General features: G+C 62.3%; 16 protein-coding genes and 1 pseudogene (1 of these 17 running past the window's edge). 13 read left to right on the top strand and 4 right to left on the bottom strand.

Features of this window, described 5'->3' with window-relative positions:
• Positions 1 to 83: 83 nt before the first annotated feature.
• On the bottom strand, positions 84 to 776 hold the full coding sequence (locus V8Z65_RS15765; protein WP_338721097.1) for a winged helix-turn-helix domain-containing protein: 693 nt from the start codon (positions 774 to 776) through the stop codon (positions 84 to 86).
• Positions 777 to 850: 74 nt separating this feature from the next.
• On the opposite strand from V8Z65_RS15765, the gene V8Z65_RS15760 reads away from it, so the two are divergent.
• The 4 genes from V8Z65_RS15760 (at position 851) to V8Z65_RS15745 (ending at position 3,036) form a co-directional block, all read left to right on the top strand.
• Positions 851 to 1,174 (top strand): NIPSNAP family protein, encoded by a 324-nt coding sequence (locus V8Z65_RS15760; protein ID WP_338721096.1) that lies wholly within the window; start codon positions 851 to 853, stop codon positions 1,172 to 1,174.
• Positions 1,171 to 1,515: an antibiotic biosynthesis monooxygenase gene (locus V8Z65_RS15755; RefSeq protein ID WP_338721095.1), complete on the top strand. Its 345-nt coding sequence runs from the start codon at positions 1,171 to 1,173 to the stop codon at positions 1,513 to 1,515. The genes V8Z65_RS15760 and V8Z65_RS15755 overlap by 4 nt, the downstream gene beginning before the upstream one ends.
• A 160-nt stretch (positions 1,516 to 1,675) precedes the next feature.
• The gene (locus V8Z65_RS15750) at positions 1,676 to 2,047 is read left to right on the top strand and encodes a hypothetical protein (protein ID WP_338721094.1); all 372 of its coding nucleotides are present in this window, start codon (positions 1,676 to 1,678) and stop codon (positions 2,045 to 2,047) included.
• Between the two features lie 170 nt (positions 2,048 to 2,217).
• On the top strand, positions 2,218 to 3,036 hold the full coding sequence (locus V8Z65_RS15745; protein WP_338721093.1) for a hypothetical protein: 819 nt from the start codon (positions 2,218 to 2,220) through the stop codon (positions 3,034 to 3,036).
• A 61-nt stretch (positions 3,037 to 3,097) separates the two neighbouring features.
• Here V8Z65_RS15745 and ubiG read toward each other — a convergent pair whose 3' ends face one another.
• Positions 3,098 to 3,835, bottom strand: coding sequence for a bifunctional 2-polyprenyl-6-hydroxyphenol methylase/3-demethylubiquinol 3-O-methyltransferase UbiG (ubiG, locus tag V8Z65_RS15740; protein WP_338721092.1), 738 nt, complete (start codon positions 3,833 to 3,835; stop codon positions 3,098 to 3,100).
• A gap of 174 nt (positions 3,836 to 4,009) precedes the next feature.
• Here ubiG and V8Z65_RS15735 point away from each other — a divergent pair, with 174 nt between their 5' ends.
• The 6 genes and pseudogenes from V8Z65_RS15735 to clpB all read left to right on the top strand — a co-directional run bounded on the left by V8Z65_RS15735 (position 4,010) and on the right by clpB (position 13,423).
• Positions 4,010 to 5,275 (top strand): aspartate kinase, encoded by a 1,266-nt coding sequence (locus tag V8Z65_RS15735; RefSeq protein WP_338721091.1) that lies wholly within the window; start codon positions 4,010 to 4,012, stop codon positions 5,273 to 5,275.
• Between the two features lie 69 nt (positions 5,276 to 5,344).
• Complete coding sequence (ptsP, locus tag V8Z65_RS15730) at positions 5,345 to 7,612, top strand: phosphoenolpyruvate--protein phosphotransferase (protein WP_338721090.1); 2,268 nt, start codon at positions 5,345 to 5,347, stop codon at positions 7,610 to 7,612.
• Between the two features lie 75 nt (positions 7,613 to 7,687).
• Positions 7,688 to 8,764 (top strand): peptide chain release factor 1, encoded by a 1,077-nt coding sequence (prfA, locus tag V8Z65_RS15725; protein WP_338721089.1) that lies wholly within the window; start codon positions 7,688 to 7,690, stop codon positions 8,762 to 8,764.
• Positions 8,686 to 9,639, top strand: coding sequence for a peptide chain release factor N(5)-glutamine methyltransferase (prmC, locus tag V8Z65_RS15720; RefSeq protein ID WP_338724050.1), 954 nt, complete (start codon positions 8,686 to 8,688; stop codon positions 9,637 to 9,639). The genes prfA and prmC overlap by 79 nt, the downstream gene beginning before the upstream one ends.
• A gap of 343 nt (positions 9,640 to 9,982) precedes the next feature.
• Positions 9,983 to 10,222 (top strand): annotated as a pseudogene (locus V8Z65_RS15715) (DUF4167 domain-containing protein); the annotation flags it as partial.
• A gap of 585 nt (positions 10,223 to 10,807) precedes the next feature.
• Complete coding sequence (gene clpB / locus V8Z65_RS15710) at positions 10,808 to 13,423, top strand: ATP-dependent chaperone ClpB (RefSeq protein ID WP_338721088.1); 2,616 nt, start codon at positions 10,808 to 10,810, stop codon at positions 13,421 to 13,423.
• A 55-nt stretch (positions 13,424 to 13,478) separates the two neighbouring features.
• Here clpB and V8Z65_RS15705 read toward each other — a convergent pair whose 3' ends face one another.
• Entirely contained in the window at positions 13,479 to 14,486 is a 1,008-nt protein-coding gene (locus tag V8Z65_RS15705) for an MBL fold metallo-hydrolase (RefSeq protein WP_338721087.1), read from the bottom strand.
• A gap of 97 nt (positions 14,487 to 14,583) precedes the next feature.
• Here V8Z65_RS15705 and V8Z65_RS15700 point away from each other — a divergent pair, with 97 nt between their 5' ends.
• Complete coding sequence (locus V8Z65_RS15700; RefSeq protein ID WP_338721086.1) at positions 14,584 to 15,501, top strand: LysR substrate-binding domain-containing protein; 918 nt, start codon at positions 14,584 to 14,586, stop codon at positions 15,499 to 15,501.
• A gap of 62 nt (positions 15,502 to 15,563) precedes the next feature.
• Positions 15,564 to 15,911, top strand: a complete 348-nt coding sequence (locus V8Z65_RS15695; protein WP_338721085.1) for a VOC family protein — start codon at positions 15,564 to 15,566, stop codon at positions 15,909 to 15,911.
• A gap of 9 nt (positions 15,912 to 15,920) precedes the next feature.
• On the opposite strand, the gene V8Z65_RS15690 is transcribed toward V8Z65_RS15695, so the two are convergent.
• Positions 15,921 to 17,855: a M23 family metallopeptidase gene (locus V8Z65_RS15690; protein ID WP_338721084.1), complete on the bottom strand. Its 1,935-nt coding sequence runs from the start codon at positions 17,853 to 17,855 to the stop codon at positions 15,921 to 15,923.
• Between the two features lie 6 nt (positions 17,856 to 17,861).
• On the opposite strand from V8Z65_RS15690, the gene V8Z65_RS15685 reads away from it, so the two are divergent.
• Positions 17,862 to 18,110, top strand: the 5' portion of a protein-coding gene (locus V8Z65_RS15685) for a hypothetical protein (protein WP_338721083.1). Its footprint extends 228 nt past the window's final position; the window shows 249 of its 477 coding nt (coding positions 1-249); it begins with the start codon at positions 17,862 to 17,864; its stop codon lies off the right edge, out of view.

The following is an 18,110-nucleotide window of genomic DNA, read 5'->3' as shown; positions in this document are numbered from 1 at the left end:
GGATGCCAAGAAAGCTGAAGCTGTCAGGTTTCGGGACGTTTGCGACAGCTATATGGCTTTATCGGCGGAAGGCGGTTGCCGCTCTATGCAGCGGCTCGCTTTTCGAACATCGAACCGAATTGCAGCAGGCCGGTCGGTGTGAAGGTGACGATGCGGGTTGATTTGTCCAGGCGCGCCCAACCTAGCTCGACAAAACGGGCAAGCATCGCTCGCCCCAGGCTGCCCGCCAGATGCGAGCGGCGTTCGCTCCAATCCAGGCACTCCCGGCAGAGCTCGGAGCGGCCGGCGGCGAGTGTGTCAATGTCGACGCCCAACCTGGCGGCAAAATCCCGGCCCGCTTCCGTCAGCCGCAATCGGCCGCTGCTCAGATCGAGAAAATTTTGCGCCACAAGGCTATCGAACATCTGGACGCCCATGTCGCCGGCCAGATGGTTGTAACAGATGCGGGCCTGCCGCAGCGCCTTGTCCTTTGGGCCTGTGCGGCTGCGAAGGTGCCCGGCACCGGCCGCGAGACCCATCAAGGCTTCCAGAACACCCGCCACCTCGGGCGAGGCGAGCCCGAAATATTTGTGGCGCCCCTGTTTGCGGGCAAGCAGAAGTCCACCCTCATGCAGCCGGGCAAGATGCGAACTCGCCGTTTGCGCTGTGATCCCGGCCTCGGCGGCCAGTTCGGTCGCGGTGAGTGCCTTGCCGCTCATCAGCGCGACCAGCATGTTCGCCCGGGCGGGATCGCCGATCAGGGCGGCAATACTGGCGATGTCTGGGCCTTCCTTCATACTTCGATCATAACCGAACCATCCACAACGCAACAGCGCCTATGGTGGGCCCGAAGCAACCGGAGAAAGCCGCCATGCTGACCTGCATCATTCGTTATCAAATCGACCCGACGAAGAAGGAGCAGTTCGCGCAATATGCCCGCAACTGGGGGCAGGCGATCCCGCGCTGCGGCGCGGACCTGATCGGCTATTTCGCGCCACATGAAGGCTCGACCACACTGGCGTATGGCATCTACAACATCGCCAGCCTCGCCGATTACGAGGCCTATCGCGCACGGCTGGCCGCCGATCCGCTCGGGCGCGAGAACTACGAATTCGCCAATCGGGAGCGCTTCCTGCTGCGCGAGGACCGGACTTTTCTCAAGCTCGTCTCCGCGCCGCATGGGATCCGTTCATGATAGCGGTCATCTTCGAGGTCGAACCGGCCGAGGGACGGGAAACCGCCTATCTCGATACTGCCGCCGCGCTGCGGCCGCTTCTCGACGAGATCGAGGGGTTCATCTCCGTCGAGCGCTTCAAGAGCCTCACTCATCCGGACAAGGTGCTCTCGCTGTCCTTCTTCGAGAACGAGGAGGCCGTGGTCCGGTGGCGTAATACGGCCGAGCACCGACGGGCGCAGAGGATGGGGCGAGGCGGCGTGTTTCGCGACTATAGGCTGCGCATCGCGCATGTCCTGCGCGACTATGGCTTGTCCGGGCGGGACCAGGCGCCCTCGGACAGCCGTGCTGCACACGAATGACGAACATTGTCGAGGGCCCACACGAAACCGGCCGCACCGACTTCCGGATGACAAAGCATCGCGGGCGCATATGACCGGGCACTTCGCGCCGAAATGGCCGGGAGTACGGAACGCGGGGCGGCGGGTGGCGTTTTGTTATGGAAATCGGAAGGAGGACAAAATGGAAGCCATTCCCAATGCAATCCACGAAGGCATGAAGGTCGTGGACAATGCCATGCAGCCCATCGGCACGGTAGAAATGTTCCGCAGTACTGACGAGGTGCCCGATCAACCCGGGATTGACGCGGCCGGCGTGAGCCCGGTTCTGGAAGACGAGCGAAACGATCTGATGGCCCTATTGGCCGACATGTTCGGCCCGGACGACGATCTGCCGCGTGAAATGCAGGAAAAGGCGCTGCGCGAGGGCTTTGTGCGCCTGGATGCCGATGGGCTGTTTGCCGCGGACCGCTATATTTTTCCCGAGCATATCGATCGTGTCGAGGGTGAGCGTCTGGTGCTCCGCGTCGGGCGTGACGCCCTGCTCAAGGCCTGATCGCCGGGACCCGCTGGCGGTCCTGGGCCGTCTCCGGCCTTAACCACGGCGGTTTACCACCCCGGCAAACTTGCGGGCGCACCTTGGTAGAACTGCGGATTACGGAGACGGCAGTGGCGCCGATGATCACTCCCATGGTGGCTCCGGCCATCGCAAATTGGGAGACGAGCATGTTGTACAAGCGTTTGATTGCAGCCGTCATGGTGTCGGCTGTGTTGATGCCGTCCCTGGCCTCGGCCGGGGGACTTCTGGGCGGGGTATTGGGGGGCGGCGATGCCGGCGGTTCCAGTGTTCTGGGCATTGTCGGGGATGGCGATAGCGGCGCTCTGGTGACGCTCAATTCAGGCAATGCCGGGGATAGCGGGCTGGTCAATGTCGGCCTGGGCGGCAGCGAGGGTGTTGTGACCGCCAATGTGGGCGGGGGTTCATCGCCCGTTGTCGATGCCTCGGTTTTGGGCTCGAGCGGCGTTGTCGATGTCAATGCCAATCTGGGCAGTCTGGATGCCAATGTGAATGTGGGCGGGTCGAACGGCCTGATCGACATCAAAGTGGGCGGCGGCTCGGGTAGCGGCAATGGTGGAAACGGCGGCGGCAACGGTGGTAGCGGCGGCTCCAATGGCCATGGCGGGTCCAATGGCGGCTGGTTCACGTCCGGTCATGGCGACAGCTCGTCGAGCGCGTCGGCGGCCAGCGTCACTGCCGTATGTGCAGAAGCCAATCCAAGCCAGTTGATGGCGCTGTTCCAGCAGAGCTCTACGCGCGGGTGGAACCGGGCCAGTGGCATCCAGCTCATTCTGGTCAAGGTTTGTGCCAATCTGCGGCGTCAGATGGCCAATTGGCTGGCCGGCAATGTCGACTATCGCCGCCTGCTGGGCGCGGTGGCGCAAGACCCGCTGATCAATGCCGCGCTCAGCCGCACTCAATACAAGCCGGGTCATGTGCTCGGGGTGCACAAGCAGGGTGCGACGCTGATGGTCTACGTGTTCTGACCCGGCCTCCGGTCAGACCGTGGAGGGCCGGCCGCCTGCCCGCGGCCGGTCTTTCGGTGCGTCAGGCGGGGCGGGCCGCCAGAACCATATAGTTGACGGCCATGTCGGGCGAGGTCCGCCATTCATCGGCCAATGGGTTGAACGTCACACCGGTCTGATCGATGACCGAAAGGCCATTGCGGCGCAATTGGGCATTGATTTCCTCGGGGGTGAGGAATTTCTTCCAGTCATGCGTACCGCGCGGCAGCCAGCGCAACACATATTCGGCACCGATAATTGCCAGGGCCCAGCTCCGCGCCGTGCGGTTGAGCGTGGCGGTGAACATCAGCCCGCCTGGGGCGACGAGATCAGCACAGCTCTTCATATAGAGCGGGACATTATCGACATGCTCGACCACTTCCATGTTGAGCACCACGTCGAAGCTTTCACCAGCCTCGGCCAGGGCCTCGCTGGTGGTAGCGCGATAGTCGATATCGAGCCCGGATTGTTCCGCGTGGATTTTGGCGATGGCGATATTGCGCTCGGCCGCATCGATCCCGGTGACCGTCGCGCCCAACCGGGTGAGCGGCTCGCACAAGAGGCCGCCACCGCAGCCGACATCGAGAATGCGTAACCCCTCGAATGGCTTGAGCGACGCCCCGTCACGGCCAAAATGGCCGAGCAAATGGTCGCGGATATAGCCCAGACGCACCGGATTGAATTTGTGCAGCGGCTTGAACTTGCCTTTGGGATCCCACCATTGTTCGGCCATAGCCGTGAACTTGGCGATTTCGGCGTCATTGACGGTGGTCTGGCTCATGGGGCAGCTCCTTATGCGCCCATATGACCCAGACGCCGGGGCAGGGGCAAGGCGCGGCCTGTCGCAGGGCGGCTGGTTTGCCGATGCCCATTGATTGCGCATCGGCTTTGTGGCATGTCCGCGCCCAACATTTAAGCGTACCGCCGGGTTCGGCGGCTCAGCGGGGAAATTGTCTTGGCCCGTATCGTCGTCAAGTTTGGTGGCACTTCGGTGGCCGATGTCGAGCGCATTCGCAATGCTGCGCGCCATGTGAAGCGCGAAGTGGAAGCCGGCAATGAAGTGGCCGTGGTGGTTTCGGCCATGAGCGGCAAGACCAATGAACTGGTCGGCTGGGTCAATGAGGCGTCCAAATTTCACGATGCGCGCGAATATGACGCCGTGGTCGCCTCGGGCGAGCAGGTGACCGCGGGGCTGATGGCCATTGTCCTTTCTGAAATGGGCATTCAATCGCGCTCCTTTGCCGGCTGGCAGGTGCCGATCCATACCGACGACGCGCATGGCGCTGCGCGGATCACCGATATCGATCCCACCGAGCTCGACAAGCGCATGAAGGATGGCTGGGTGCCGGTCATTACCGGTTTCCAGGGCATTTCGCCCCATGGGCGGGTGACAACGCTGGGGCGGGGCGGCTCGGATACGTCGGCGGTTGCGGTGGCAGCGGCGGTCAAGGCGGATCGCTGCGATATCTATACCGATGTCGATGGCGTCTACACCACCGATCCGCGTATTGTGCCCAAGGCGCGGCGCATGACCAAGATTTCCTTTGAGGAAATGCTGGAAATGGCCTCGCTCGGCGCCAAGGTGCTGATGATCCGCTCGGTGGAAATGGCCATGGCGCACAAGGTGCGGCTCACCGTCCGCTCCAGTTTCGATGACCCGGACGCGCCGCAGATCGCGCCCGATGGTACGCCCGGTGTTCCGGGCACGCTTGTCTGCGATGAGGATGAGATCATGGAACAGCAGATCGTTTCGGGCGTCACGCTCGCCAAGGCCGAGGCCAAGATCACGCTGCGTAAGGTCAAGGACAGCCCCGGCGTTGCCGCAGCCATTTTCGGCACGCTGGCCGACAAGGGCATCATTGTCGATATGATCGTGCAGAATATCGCCGACGATGGTGCGACCACCGACATCACCTTTACCGTGCCCGACAGTGAATATGACAAGGCCGTCAAGGCGCTCGAGGACAATGGCGGACGCTTTGAATATGCCCGTCTCTCCGGCTCACGTGGCGGTGCCAAGGTCTCGGTGGTGGGCGTGGGCATGCGCTCTCATGCCGGCGTTGCCGCATCGATGTTCAAGGCCCTGGCGGACAAAGGCATCAATATCCAGCTCATCACGACTTCGGAAATCAAGACCTCGGTATTGATCGATGAAGAATATGCTGAGCTTGCGGTTCGCGCTTTGCACACCTATTACGGTCTGGACAGACAGGACGCCTGACCCAGTCGAGGGGACAAGGGCCGCGTCCTTCAAATAGGGGGGCGGCTTTGCGGGCTGCCTTGGAGAGGCATGGTCACGACCATAGGCGGCCCAAGGGTGCTGCTGCGGCAGTTGCGCGAGACGATGGCGGAGCCCTTGGGCTCGCAGGATCGTCTCGACAAGATCGTGGGCCTGATCGCCGAGAATATGCGGGCCGATGTGTGCTCGTTCTATGTGCTGCGAGATGACGGCGCGCTCGAGCTGTTCGCCACGCGTGGCCTTAATACCGAATCGGTGCACCTGACGACCCTGCGCCTGGGGGAAGGCCTTGTGGGCCTGATCGCGGCCGAGGCCGAGCCGTTGAGCCTGGATGACGCCACCAGCCATCCCGCTTTTGCCTATCGGCCCGAAACGGGCGAAGAAAAATACAATTCCTTCCTCGGTGTGCCGGTGCTGCGCGCCGGCCAGACGCTGGGCGTCCTGGTGGTGCAGAATGCCGAGCGTCGCCATTATGGCGAGGATGAAACCGAGGCCATGCTGACCACGGCCACAATCCTGGCCGAGATGATCGCTACCAGCGATTTCGACAATCTGATCAAGCCCGGGTCGGATATCGATCTCAGGCGACCTCGCATGTTCAATGGTGTCAGCTTTACTGATGGGGTCGCGCTGGGGACCGTGGTGCTCCACGATCCGCGCGTGGTGGTCACCAATTTCATCGCCGAAGATACCGAGGCGGAAAAGCAGCGACTCGATGCGGCCCTGGCCTCGATGCGCGTCTCTATCGATGCCATGCTCGACCATGGCGATATGCAGCCGACCTCGGATCATCGCGAAATTCTCGAGACCTATCGCATGTTCGCCAATGATCGGGGCTGGGTGAACCGGCTGACCGAGGCGATCGACAACGGGCTTTCGGCCGAGGCGGCGGTCGAGCGGGTGCAGAACGATACGCGCGCCCGCATGCAGCGCCAGACCGACCCCTATATCCGCGACCGGCTGCATGATCTGGACGATCTGGCGAACCGCCTGCTGCGCGTCCTGACCAATACCAATCAGCCGGCGCATCGTGATCTGCCGGACAATGCCATTCTAGTGGCCCGCAATATGGGGCCGGCCGAATTGCTCGAATACGACCGCAAGAAATTGCGCGGCGTGGTGCTCGAAGAGGGCGGGGCGACGGCGCATGTGGCCATTGTCGCGCGCTCGCTGGGCATTGTGGCCGTGGGACAGGCGCAGTCCATCGTGTCGATGTGCGAAAGCGGCGATGACATCATTCTCGATGGGCCGCTGGGTCAGGTTCATCTCAGGCCCACGCCCGATGTCGAGCAGACCTATATCGACAAGGTGCGCATATCGGCACGGCGCCGGGCGCATTATGCCGCGCTCAAAGACAGGCCGAGTGTCACCAGGGACGGCGTCGAGATCACGCTTTTGCACAATTCGGGGCTGGTGGCGGACCTGCCCATGCTCGATGATACCGGCGCGGCCGGGGTCGGGCTGTTCCGGACCGAATTGCAGTTTATGATCGCCAGCCGCCTGCCAAGGTTGCAGGAACAGGTCGATCTTTATGCCGAGGCTATGGAGATTGCCGGCAATCGGCCGGTGGTGTTCCGGCTGCTCGATATCGGCGGGGACAAGGTGGTGCCCTATCTGCGCTCGGCGGCCGAAGAAAATCCGGCCATGGGCTATCGCTCGATCCGGCTGGGGCTGGATCGGCCGGGGCTGTTGCGCACCCAGATCCGGGCGCTGCTGCTGGCGGCGCGCGGGCGGCCGCTCAAGATCCTCGTGCCCATGGTCACCGAAACTTTCGAGTTCCGGCAGACAAAGAGCGTGCTCAACAAGGAAATCGAGCGCCTGAGGCGTGCCGGCCAGCCGGTGCCGGAAAAGGTCGAGATCGGCGCCATGGTGGAAGTGCCCTCGCTGTTGTTCGAGCTCGATCAGATCCTGCCCGAAAGCGACTTCGTTTCCATTGGCTCGAACGACCTGGTGCAGTTCCTGACCGCCGCGGATCGCGCCAATCCACGCGTATCCAAGGCCTATGACCCGATTGCGCTGCCAAGGCTCAGGGCCATTCGGCTGGTGGTCGATGCGGCGGCGCGGCACAATAAGCCGGTGACCATGTGTGGCGAACTGGCAGGCAAGCCCATGGAAGCGCTGGCGCTGATGGCCATCGGCATGACGCGGCTGTCCATGGGGCCGGCCTCGATCGGTCCGATCAAGGAAATGATCCTCAATCTCGAATTGAAGCCCATCCAGGCCGCCATTTCCGAGGCGCTCAGTGTCGGGGCCAATGGTCATTCGGTGCGTGAATTGCTGACAGAATGGGTGGATAAGCAGAACCTGCCCATGGGGTAGGGTCGGCATTGGCCGCTTGATGTTGCGCGTCGGGGTCATTACACCCCGGAGCGTAATTTCGGTGAAAGACCAAGAATGCCCAACCTGCCTCAGGACAAGCTCGACGCCCTCGAAACGCGCTTCCAATATATCGAAGCGGCTTTGAGCGGCGGTGCGAGCCCAGACGAGCTGGCTAGGCTCTCCAAGGAGCATTCGGACCTCTCGGAGATCGTGGGTGAAATCACCGCCTACAAAAAGGCCCTCAAGGACCATGCCGAAGCCGAGGCGCTGCTGAAAAGCGGCGATAAGGAATTGGCCGAGATGGCCGAGATGGAAATCGAGGCGCTGGACGAAAAGATCGAGCAGCTCACCCAGTCCATCCGCATTCTGCTGCTGCCCAAGGACGAGGCCGACGAGAAATCCATTATCCTGGAAATCCGCGGCGGCACCGGCGGCGACGAGGCGGCTTTGTTTGCGGGCGATCTGTTTCGCATGTATGAGCGCTATGCGGCATCGCGCGGCTGGAAGGTGACGGTGATGGAAGAAAGCCCCGGGGAAGTTGGGGGCTTTAAGGAAATCATCGCCAATGTGTCGGGCAAGGGCGTTTACGCACGGATGAAATATGAAAGCGGCGTGCATCGGGTGCAGCGCGTGCCGGCGACCGAGGCTTCGGGCCGTATCCATACCTCGGCGGCGACTGTCGCAGTGCTGCCTGAAGTCGAAGATATCGATATCGACATCAAGCCCGAGGATATCCGCATCGACACGATGCGCGCGTCGGGCGCGGGCGGGCAGCACGTCAATACGACCGACTCGGCGGTGCGCGTCACCCATATCCCGACCGGCATTGTGGTGACTTCGGCCATGAAGAGCCAGCATCAGAATCGGGCTCAGGCCATGGTGGTGCTGCGCTCGCGGCTCTATGAGATGCAGCGCGAGGAGCGCGACAGCGCCCGCTCGGCCGAGCGCAAGGGACAGGTGGGATCGGGCGACCGCTCCGAGCGCATCCGCACCTATAATTTTCCGCAGGGCCGCGTCACCGACCATCGGATCAATCTGACGCTTTATAAGCTCGACAAGGTGATCGCCGGCGAATCGCTGGACGAGTTGATCGAAGCGCTGATCACCGAGAACCAGGCCGCGCAATTGGCGGCCATGGAGCAAAGCAACTGAGCGAGCAGCCGAGCATTGGTGCGCTTTGGCGCGGCTGGCGCGATGTGCTGGCGCGGCTCGGCTTTGAAACCGCCGCGCTCGATGCCAAAATTCTAGTAGGGCAAGCTTTGGGTCTGGATGCGCTGGCGTTGGCAACGCGCGAACAGGAGCCGGTGACCGACGGGCAGGCGGCGCTGGTCGCCGATCTGCTACAGCGGCGGATGACCGGGCAATCGGTCGCGCGCATTCTGGGCGAGAAAGAGTTTTTCGGCCTGCCATTCGGGCTCAATGGCGCAACGCTCGAGCCGCGTCCGGATACCGAATTGCTGGTGGAGCTGGCCATCAAGGCGCTGCCCGAAAGCGGACAGTTCTTGGACCTTGGAACGGGCACGGGTTGCATACCCATCGCCATTTTGGCCAATCGGCCGGATGCGCATGCCCTGGCCACCGATATCAATCCCGATGCGCTGGAGATGGCCCGTCTCAATGCAGCGCGGCACGGGGTGGCCGACCGCCTTACCTTTGCGCAGGGGAGTTGGTTCGGGGCCCTGCATGTCACGTCGCCAATAGGGGAGTGCGGATTTGACCTTATCACGTCAAACCCGCCCTATATTGCGAGCGCCGTGGTGGAGACGCTGGCGTCGGAAGTGAAGGATTTCGACCCGCGCCTGGCGCTTGATGGCGGGCCGGATGGGCTTGCGCCCTATCGGATCATTGCTGCGGCCGCCACGGCGCATATGGCGGGCGGTGGCCAAATCCTGGTGGAGATTGGTCACGATCAGGGCGAAAGCGTGCGGGCCCTGTTTGCCGGGCATGGTTTTGCCGATATCGCCGTTCACAAGGATATCAATGGCCTTGATCGTGTGATCCAGGCGCACCACTTGAAAGGCCAGTAGCAGGCCCGGTTGGGCACAAATGCAGTTTGTGCTAGTCAAACCGAGCCGAAGCGGTTAGTTTGTAACTGCTGTCAATGGCGCATCATGGGCGCCGCGGCGATCACACCCGATCCAAAATGCAGTCTGCTGCTGGTGCAGCGCGGTTCCGGAGGCCCGGAACGACGCGGGGGACGGGATGGACTTGTCCAGGGTCGTTGCCGACCGCATTCGGTCTTCATGAAGCCAGATGAGATTCCGCAAGGCGCGCTGTTACTGCCGACGGGATCAGGGCCAGATCGGGTCTTTATGCCGATCCGCCCGTTGATGTGACGCTTAGCTTTTTAGAGTTAGACAAAGCGACCCGATGAGACCTAATCAGAACAAGAACCGGCAGCGTGGCCGGAATGGCGGACGCAAACATGTCAATCCGCTGTCACGCAATTACGAAAGCAATGGACCGGATGTGAAGGTGCGCGGTAACGCCGCCCATATCGCCGAGAAATATATGCAGTTGGCCCGCGATGCCCAATCTTCGGGCGACTCGGTGATGGCTGAAAATTATCTGCAGCATGCCGAGCACTATTTCCGCATCGTCTCTTCCGCTCAGCAGGCCATGAATGGCCCACGCGAAGGCCAGAGCCAGGACGAGAACGAGTTTGAAGACGACGTCAGCGACGTCAATTCGCGCTTCTCCTCGCCCCAGCCGGTGCAGCCGGCCCAGCAGAGCAATGATAGCGAAAGCGAACAGGCACCGGCCGCCGCCGAGGCCGGCGACAAGCCGGCAGACGAGGCCGCCGCGGCAGAAGGCGAGGGCGAACAGCCGGCGCGCAAGCCGCGCGAGCGCCGGCCGCGCCGCCGCCGCAATGCCGGAGGCGAGGCCAATGCCGATGCCGCCAATGCGCCGCAGCCCGAAACGCCGGAGCTTCCGGCCTTTCTCACCGGCAACGCCGCCGAATAGGAATGGCGCGAAGAAATATGAAATGCCGGGTTCAGTGCCCGGCATTTTTGTTTCCGATCAATGACGCGGGGCCGTCTGGCTGAAATTCTCTCCCATGCCCTCTTTTGCATGGACGCGGACGACCTACATCTAGGTCGAGCGATGCGCCGATATGGGCATGGTTCAAACGACGCTTCCGACGTCATGCCGGTGCCATTGGGCCGGATGGCGGGCGAGACAAGGAGAGTTGCATTGAATATCGAGAAATATACCGAGCGGGCCCGTGGCTTTATCCAGAGCGCACAGACCGCTGCCCTTAGCCAGGGGCACCAGCAATTTTCGCCCATTCACCTGCTCAAGGTGTTGCTGGACGACGACCAGGGCATGGCCAATGGGCTGATCGAGCGCGCCGGGGGCGATGCCAAGGCCGCGCGGGCCGGCGTTGAAGCGGCGCTGAACAAAATTCCTAAAGTCAGTGGCGATGCAGGCCAGCTTTATCTCAGCCGCGAATTGGCCAAGGTTTTCGACACCGCAGAACAGGCCGCGCAGAAGGCTGGGGACAGCTTTGTGACGGTCGAGCGCCTGCTTTTGGCGCTGGTGATCGAAAAGGACAGCGACGCCGGCAAGATTTTGAGTTCTGCCGGTGTGACCGCGCAGGGTCTCAACGCGGCTATTGAAGAAATCCGCAAGGGGCGTACGGCTGATTCTGCCTCGGCGGAGAGCGCCTATGATGCCCTCAAGAAATATGCACGGGACCTGACGAAGGATGTGCGTGAAGGCAAGCTCGACCCGGTGATTGGCCGGGACGAGGAGATTCGCCGCACCATTCAGGTCTTGAGCCGCCGCACCAAGAACAATCCGGTGCTGATCGGTGAACCCGGCGTGGGCAAGACCGCCATCGCCGAGGGCCTGGCCATTCGTATCGTCAATGGTGACGTGCCCGAATCGCTCAAGAACAAGAGCCTGCTCGCGCTCGATATGGGGGCGTTGATTGCGGGCGCGAAATATCGCGGTGAGTTCGAGGAGCGGCTGAAATCGGTGCTGAGCGAGGTGCAGGCGGCCGAGGGGCAAATCATCCTGTTCATCGACGAGATGCATACGCTGGTCGGCGCAGGCAAGAGCGAAGGCGCCATGGACGCGTCCAATCTTTTGAAACCGGCTTTGGCACGGGGCGAGCTGCACTGTGTTGGCGCGACGACGCTCGATGAATATCGCAAGCATGTCGAAAAGGACCCGGCACTAGCCCGGCGCTTCCAGCCCGTCTTTGTCAGCGAGCCGACCGTTGAGGACACGATCTCCATCCTGCGCGGTCTTAAGGAAAAGTACGAGCTGCATCACGGTATTCGCATCGCCGACTCCGCGCTGGTGAGTGCGGCCACTCTTTCCAACCGCTACATCACCGACCGGTTCCTGCCCGACAAGGCCATTGACCTGATGGACGAGGCCGCCGCGCGGCTGCGCATGGCCGTCGACAGCAAGCCTGAGGCCCTGGACGAGCTGGATCGCCGCATCATGCAGCTCAAGATTGAGCGTGAGGCGCTCAAGAAGGAGACCGACGAGGGGTCCAAGACCCGGCTCGAGCGGCTCGAACATGATCTGGCGGGCTTGGAAGAGCAGGCGCAGACCCTTTCGGCCAAATGGCTCAAGGAGAAGGAACGGCTGCAAGGCTCGACCAAGATCAAGGAAGAGCTCGATGCCGCCCGCTCCCAGCTCGAAATCGCGCAGCGCCAGGGCGACCTGGCCAAGGCCGGTGAGCTGGCCTATGGCGTCATTCCCGATCTCGAAAAGCGGCTCGCCGCTGCTGACGATGCGGACGGCGACGGCAAGCCTGATCCGGTCATGGCCAAGGAGACGGTCGAGGCCACCGATATCGCACAGGTCGTTTCGCGCTGGACCGGCATTCCGGTGGACCGGATGATGGAAGGCGAGCGCGAAAAGCTGCTGCATATGGAAAATTCGCTCGGTGCCCGCGTCATCGGCCAGTCCGAGGCTGTGGCTGCCGTCGCCAAGGCGGTGCGTCGTTCGCGAGCGGGCCTGCAGGACCCGAACCGGCCGATCGGCTCGTTCATGTTCCTGGGCCCCACTGGCGTGGGCAAGACCGAATTGACCAAGGCTTTGGCGCAATTCCTGTTCGATGACGAAACCGCCATGGTGCGGCTCGATATGTCCGAATTCATGGAGAAGCACTCGGTGGCCCGGTTGATCGGGGCGCCTCCGGGCTATGTCGGCTATGATGAAGGCGGGGTGTTGACTGAAGCAGTGCGGCGCCGGCCCTATCAGGTTGTGCTGTTTGACGAGATCGAAAAAGCCCATCCGGACGTCTTCAACGTGCTCTTGCAGGTGCTCGACGATGGCCGGTTGACCGACGGTCAGGGGCGTACAGTGGATTTCCGCAACACGGTCATCATTCTCACCTCCAATCTCGGGGCCGAATATCTGGTCGAGCTCAAGGATGGCGATCCGGTCGAGCTGGCGCGCGGCAAGGTTCTGGACGCGGTCAAGGCGGCCTTCCGGCCCGAATTCCTCAACCGGATCGACGAGATTCTGCTGTTCCACCGTCTGGGGCGCGAGCATATGAGCAATATTGTCGATATCCAGTTCGGGCGTCTTGAAGCGCTGCTCAAGGATCGTGACATCACCCTGGCGCTGACCTCCAAGGCGCGCGATTGGCTGGCCAATGAAGGTTATGACCCGGCCTATGGGGCCCGGCCGCTCAAGCGCGTCATCCAGCGTGAAGTGCAGGATGAGCTGGCCGAGGAAATCCTTTCCGGCAATGTCAGCGATGGCGGACACGTGCTGGTGGATGCCGATGAGAACGGCATTGTGCTGCGGCCCGGCGGAACGGGTGAAACGCACGCCGCGGCCTGACCGTATTCTGCTTCGATCCCATGGGGGCCGGCCGCAAGGCCGGCCCTTTTCGTTGTCAGATTCGGAAGTCGGGCGGCGCAGCGAGGTAGCGATAGGCGCCATCCTTGTGTTCGACATATCCCAAAGACGGAAAATCCAGATGCATGCCGGCGACCATGAGATCCTGGCTGGCGACGATATCGAGCATACGTCGGCGACTAGCAATGGCGGTGGGACCATCCGCGTCGAAGGCGACGGACCAGTCCGGATGGGCGAATTGATAGGCCGGCGTGTGCACCAGGTCGCCCCAGATCAGCAGGGCCTCGCCCCGGCTTTCGATGCGCAGGCCCATATGGCCCGGCGTATGGCCGGGCAAGGGTATTGCCGTCACGCCAGGGGCGATTTCGGTTTCCCGGTTCATTGCCAGCACGAGACGGCCTTCCGCATAGGGGGCGAGCTGCGATCTGGCGGCCAGCGTCATGCCCTTGAACGCTTCTGGAATGGCGGCGAGCATGCCATCGTCATGGGCGAAGGCCCATTCGACCTCGGCCGTGACCAACTGGGCATTGGCGAGCCGGCGGCTACCGTCGCTGGCGGTCATGCCGCCGACATGGTCGATATGGGTATGGGTGAGAAAGAGGGTGTCGATCTCCTCCGCCGATACGCCGGCCAGGGCCAGACTCTCCAGCCAGCCGCCGGCCGTGGGCCCCAGGGCCGTGCCGGCGCCGGTATCGACGGCGATCAGCCGGTCAGGGGTGCGGATCACATAGGCATTGATCGAGATGACGGTATTGACCGGGTCGTGCAGTTTATGCGCGACCGTGGCCGCTGCCTGGGCAGCCTCGTTTTCAAAGCCGAGGATCAGCTCATTGGCAATGGGACCGCGCCCGTCGGACACGGCGATCACCTCGATTTCGCCGATACGGTGGCGGAGAATGGCCGCTGGACTTTCGATTGTTTCGACCCCTTGTTCGGCAAGGGCAGGCGCCTGGCGCAACAAGGCGGGTATGGCGAGGGTGGCTGGCGCCAGGGCGAGGCCGCCAAGGAGCTGTCGGCGGGATAGGCTGGCTCTGGTATCGGGCATGTCGGAAGAACCTCCAATTGTGGATGGGGTTCGATTTAGATATAAGCGATACCGGAAATAAGCGGGCATGTTCTTGGATATGATATAAGAGATGGTTATGGATTTAGTCGCGCTGCGCAGCCTGGTGGCGGCGGTGGAACAGGGCTCTATATCGGCGGCCGCCAAGCATCTGAGCGTGACCCAACCGGCCGTCAGCCAGAAATTGGCGCAGTTGGAAGGCGCGCTTGGGCAGTCTCTGCTCATCCGGTCGCGGCGCGGTGTGGTGGCGACGCAAGCCGGTGCACTGGTTTTGACCCATGCCAGGCGAGTGCTGGCCGAGTTGAGCGCCATGCAGTCGGGCTTGCAGGTGCTGCGCGGGGCCGTCTCCGGACGCTTGCGGCTGACTGTCAATGTGCTGTTCGGCCAGACCATAATGGGGCCCATGCTCACCGCATTGCACCAACGATATCCGGACCTGCATATCGAGATGGTGGCCAGCGATGCGCTGCTCGATCTCGACCGGGATAATGTCGATGTCGCCATTCGCTCGGGCCGGATGGGGGACTGTGCTGGATTTGTGCAGCGGATCGGCTGGATGGGTGGGGTGTTGATCGCCACGCCGACCTATCTCGATGCGGTTGGCCGCCCCTCGGGTCCGGACGATCTGGCGCGGCTGAGCTATATCCAATATCGCGAAGATCCCGAAGAGGCCGAGATTGCGCTGGTGCATGGCACCGCGCCGCTCAAGGCGCGCGTGTCTCCGGATTTTTCCGCGCAACATCCCGAACTGCTGCTGCATGCCGTGCTGGGCGGCATCGGCTTTGCCAAGGCGCCGCGCTATCACGTCGCCGAGCGCATCAGAAAAGGCGTGCTCGAAGAGGTTCTGCCCGGCTACGCACCCGCGCCAAAGCCGATCTATATCCTGGCGCGCGACCATCTGCGCGGCACGCCCAATTTCAACGCGCTGCGCGAGATGGTCGTTGCGCATATGGCGCAGGTTGAGGGCCTAGCCCGGGAGGGCGAGCCCGAACTTTAGCCTTGCGCCCCCGATGAAACCCGCCTAGAACAAATCCAGAACATTTCTGGTGCTGAGAGGAGATGAGCGTGGCCGACCGCATCGACTATATCGAGTTTCCGTCCAACAACCGTGCGGGCACAAGCGGCTTTTTCCGGGCCGCCTTTGGCTGGGGCATAACCAGCTATGGCCCGGATTATGACGGGCTCGAGGGGGCTGGCATCGATGGTGGGGTGGACCAGGCCGATAACCGCGTCACGGCCACCATGGCGGTGATCCGCACGCAGGACCTGGACGATGCCGAGCGGCGCGTGGTCAAGGCCGGTGGCGTCATTACGCGCCCGCAGTTCGATTTTCCCGGCGGGCGCCGATTCCATTTCCGGGAGCCGGGCGGCAATGAACTGGCGGTCTATGTGACGCGGCCGGAATAAGCGGGCGGTTCAGTTGGTCTGCGCGACGGATACCGGAGCAGGTTCGCGGGCCATAAGATCAGTGATCTGGGCGATGGTCTGGTCGAATTCATCCCGATATTGCGCGGCCAGGACATTGTCCTTGGGCAGCTTGACGCTGAGAGGGTCGACCAGATTGCCATTGATCTTGATCTCGAAATGCAGGTGTGGCCCGGTGGACTGGCCGGTCGAGCCGACATAGCCGATGATCTGGCCCTGGCGCACGCGCGAGCCGACACCCAGACCGTCGACATAGCGGGACATGTGGCCATAGGCGGTCTCATAGCCATTGACGTGCTGGATTTCGACCTTGTTGCCATAGCCGGACTGCCATTTGTAATAGCTGATGACACCGTCGCCGGACGCGTAGATGGGAGTGCCGGTGCGCGCAGCCAAGTCAACGCCCGTATGGAGTTTGCGCGTCTTGAAGATGGGGTGGATGCGGTAGCCGAAGCGCGAGCGCAGCGTGCCGCCACCCTCCAGCGGCCGGCGATTGAGGAAGCGCTTTCCGGTTTCCCCATCGGGGTCATAGAAGTCGACCGTGCCGTCATCGGTCGTGAATCGGTAAAGCTCGCGCTTGGTCCCCGAGAGCGTGAGACTCACATAGAGCAGTTCGTCCCCACCGGCGCTGCCATCCACATCGCTGGCTTCGAGAATTTCGATTGTATCGCCGGCGGCGATGCGCTTGGTCATGTCGATGTCATAGGCAAACATGCCAATGATCCGCTCGATCGTATCGTCGCTGAGATCGTGCTTGCGGCCAGTCTCCCATATCGAGCGATAAACCGTGGGCAGGTTGCCCACATTAATCTGTTCGACATCCTCGGCGGGAAAATCCACCCAGTCCGGCTGCAGGCCGACAACATATTGACCATTGTCGCTCAGGGCCACGGTCGCGATATGCCGATCCCCGGGCGCGCCCTCGGGGCGATAGATCGACATGCGGTAAGGCACCAGGCTCGTCGCGCCATTGCCGAGCGGACCGTAAAGAATGCGCAGGCGAATGCCGGCCGGCAGACCGGCGGCGGGCATCAGATTGGCCAATGTGCTTTCCACCATGCCCACCTGCGCCGGCGTGAACCCATTGCGCTCAAGCGTATCGCGAAGCGGTCCCACTTCGCGCACGGTCAGGAAGCGTTCGGTGCGCCCCAGCGTTTCGCCACTGGCCAGAGTGGTCTTGGGCACAATGGTAACATTTTCGGCGATGCCGGTGACCGTATTGTCCGGACCGGATGAAAGATCGCGCAGGCTCGGGGCGAGCGCTGCATAGGCCAAGGCCGGGCTCGCGCCGTCAACGGTGAAAGGCGCGCCAACCATGGCACGCACGAAATCGGCCGCACTCTGATCGGTAACGGCGCGCGCCGGGACAAAACCCTCCGGTATGGCCGACTGATTGACCGCAACCTCGCCGTCCACATCGGTGCCATATACATCGGTGGCGATATCGAGCGCCGCGCTGGTCAGCGGCTGCGTCTTGTTGAGAATGGCAACCGGATCATAGGTTGGCACGTCTGCCGATAGCGAGGTCGCCGTGGTGGCCAGTGTTGCCCCGATGCGTACAAAGGGCTGGTTGCGGATGATTTCGCGTCCGTCCACGGTCTGGCGCGTCGCCGCCTCGATGATTTCGCGATCCGAGCGAGTGGCCGCGACCGGGCGCAGGCGTGACGTCTTGGATGTGAGATCCGTGGCCAGGGGCTGGTCGATACGGGGCGCGGCCAGTTTGAGGGCAGCATAGGCGGTCGAGAACGTGTCCTGACCCTGAAACGAAACGTAAAGCGCGGCGCCCATCAACAAAACGCTGGTCAGGCCGGTCATCACGGTGCCGCTCAGCCAGGCAAAGCTGAGCTCGCGCCCCTGCGGGATCTCACCATCGGTGGATTGCACGGTCAGCGCCGGACCGTCTTCGTAGCCGGTCGCCTGCAGCATGGCTGCATGGCGTCGTCTTTGCGTCGCGTTCAACGCTCCATCCTTACATTGGGTGGTGTTTCTTGTTTCCTTGCCGGCTCGTTCGGCCTGGACGCTAAAGCGCAATGCGTAACCTACGTATGCGCGCGCGCCTTAGCAATGCTTGTGCTGCTATCCTCAAAAAATGCGGCAAAACTGGGGGAGGTGGCCAATGCCGCAGGTCCTATGCCCGGACTTGTATTCCCACCCAAGCATTCCCATTTCTGCAGGGACAGC

Origin of the sequence: Devosia sp. XK-2, assembly GCF_037113415.1 — a bacterium.
In the GTDB taxonomy this organism is placed as follows: domain Bacteria; phylum Pseudomonadota; class Alphaproteobacteria; order Rhizobiales; family Devosiaceae; genus Devosia.
This window is presented reverse-complemented; position numbering and strand designations above follow the sequence as displayed.

Coding starts and splice junctions, on each gene's coding strand:
- V8Z65_RS15700 (WP_338721086.1), top strand. CDS start 14,584: ATGGATTTAGTCGCGCTGCGCAGCCTGGTGGCGGCGGTGGAACAGGGC.
- ubiG (WP_338721092.1), bottom strand. CDS start 3,835: ATGAGCCAGACCACCGTCAATGACGCCGAAATCGCCAAGTTCACGGCT.
- V8Z65_RS15690 (WP_338721084.1), bottom strand. CDS start 17,855: ATGCTGCAGGCGACCGGCTACGAAGACGGTCCGGCGCTGACCGTGCAA.
- V8Z65_RS15745 (WP_338721093.1), top strand. CDS start 2,218: ATGTTGTACAAGCGTTTGATTGCAGCCGTCATGGTGTCGGCTGTGTTG.
- V8Z65_RS15750 (WP_338721094.1), top strand. CDS start 1,676: ATGGAAGCCATTCCCAATGCAATCCACGAAGGCATGAAGGTCGTGGAC.
- V8Z65_RS15695 (WP_338721085.1), top strand. CDS start 15,564: ATGAGCGTGGCCGACCGCATCGACTATATCGAGTTTCCGTCCAACAAC.
- V8Z65_RS15755 (WP_338721095.1), top strand. CDS start 1,171: ATGATAGCGGTCATCTTCGAGGTCGAACCGGCCGAGGGACGGGAAACC.
- V8Z65_RS15760 (WP_338721096.1), top strand. CDS start 851: ATGCTGACCTGCATCATTCGTTATCAAATCGACCCGACGAAGAAGGAG.
- ptsP (WP_338721090.1), top strand. CDS start 5,345: ATGGTCACGACCATAGGCGGCCCAAGGGTGCTGCTGCGGCAGTTGCGC.
- V8Z65_RS15765 (WP_338721097.1), bottom strand. CDS start 776: ATGAAGGAAGGCCCAGACATCGCCAGTATTGCCGCCCTGATCGGCGAT.
- prfA (WP_338721089.1), top strand. CDS start 7,688: ATGCCCAACCTGCCTCAGGACAAGCTCGACGCCCTCGAAACGCGCTTC.
- V8Z65_RS15705 (WP_338721087.1), bottom strand. CDS start 14,486: ATGCCCGATACCAGAGCCAGCCTATCCCGCCGACAGCTCCTTGGCGGC.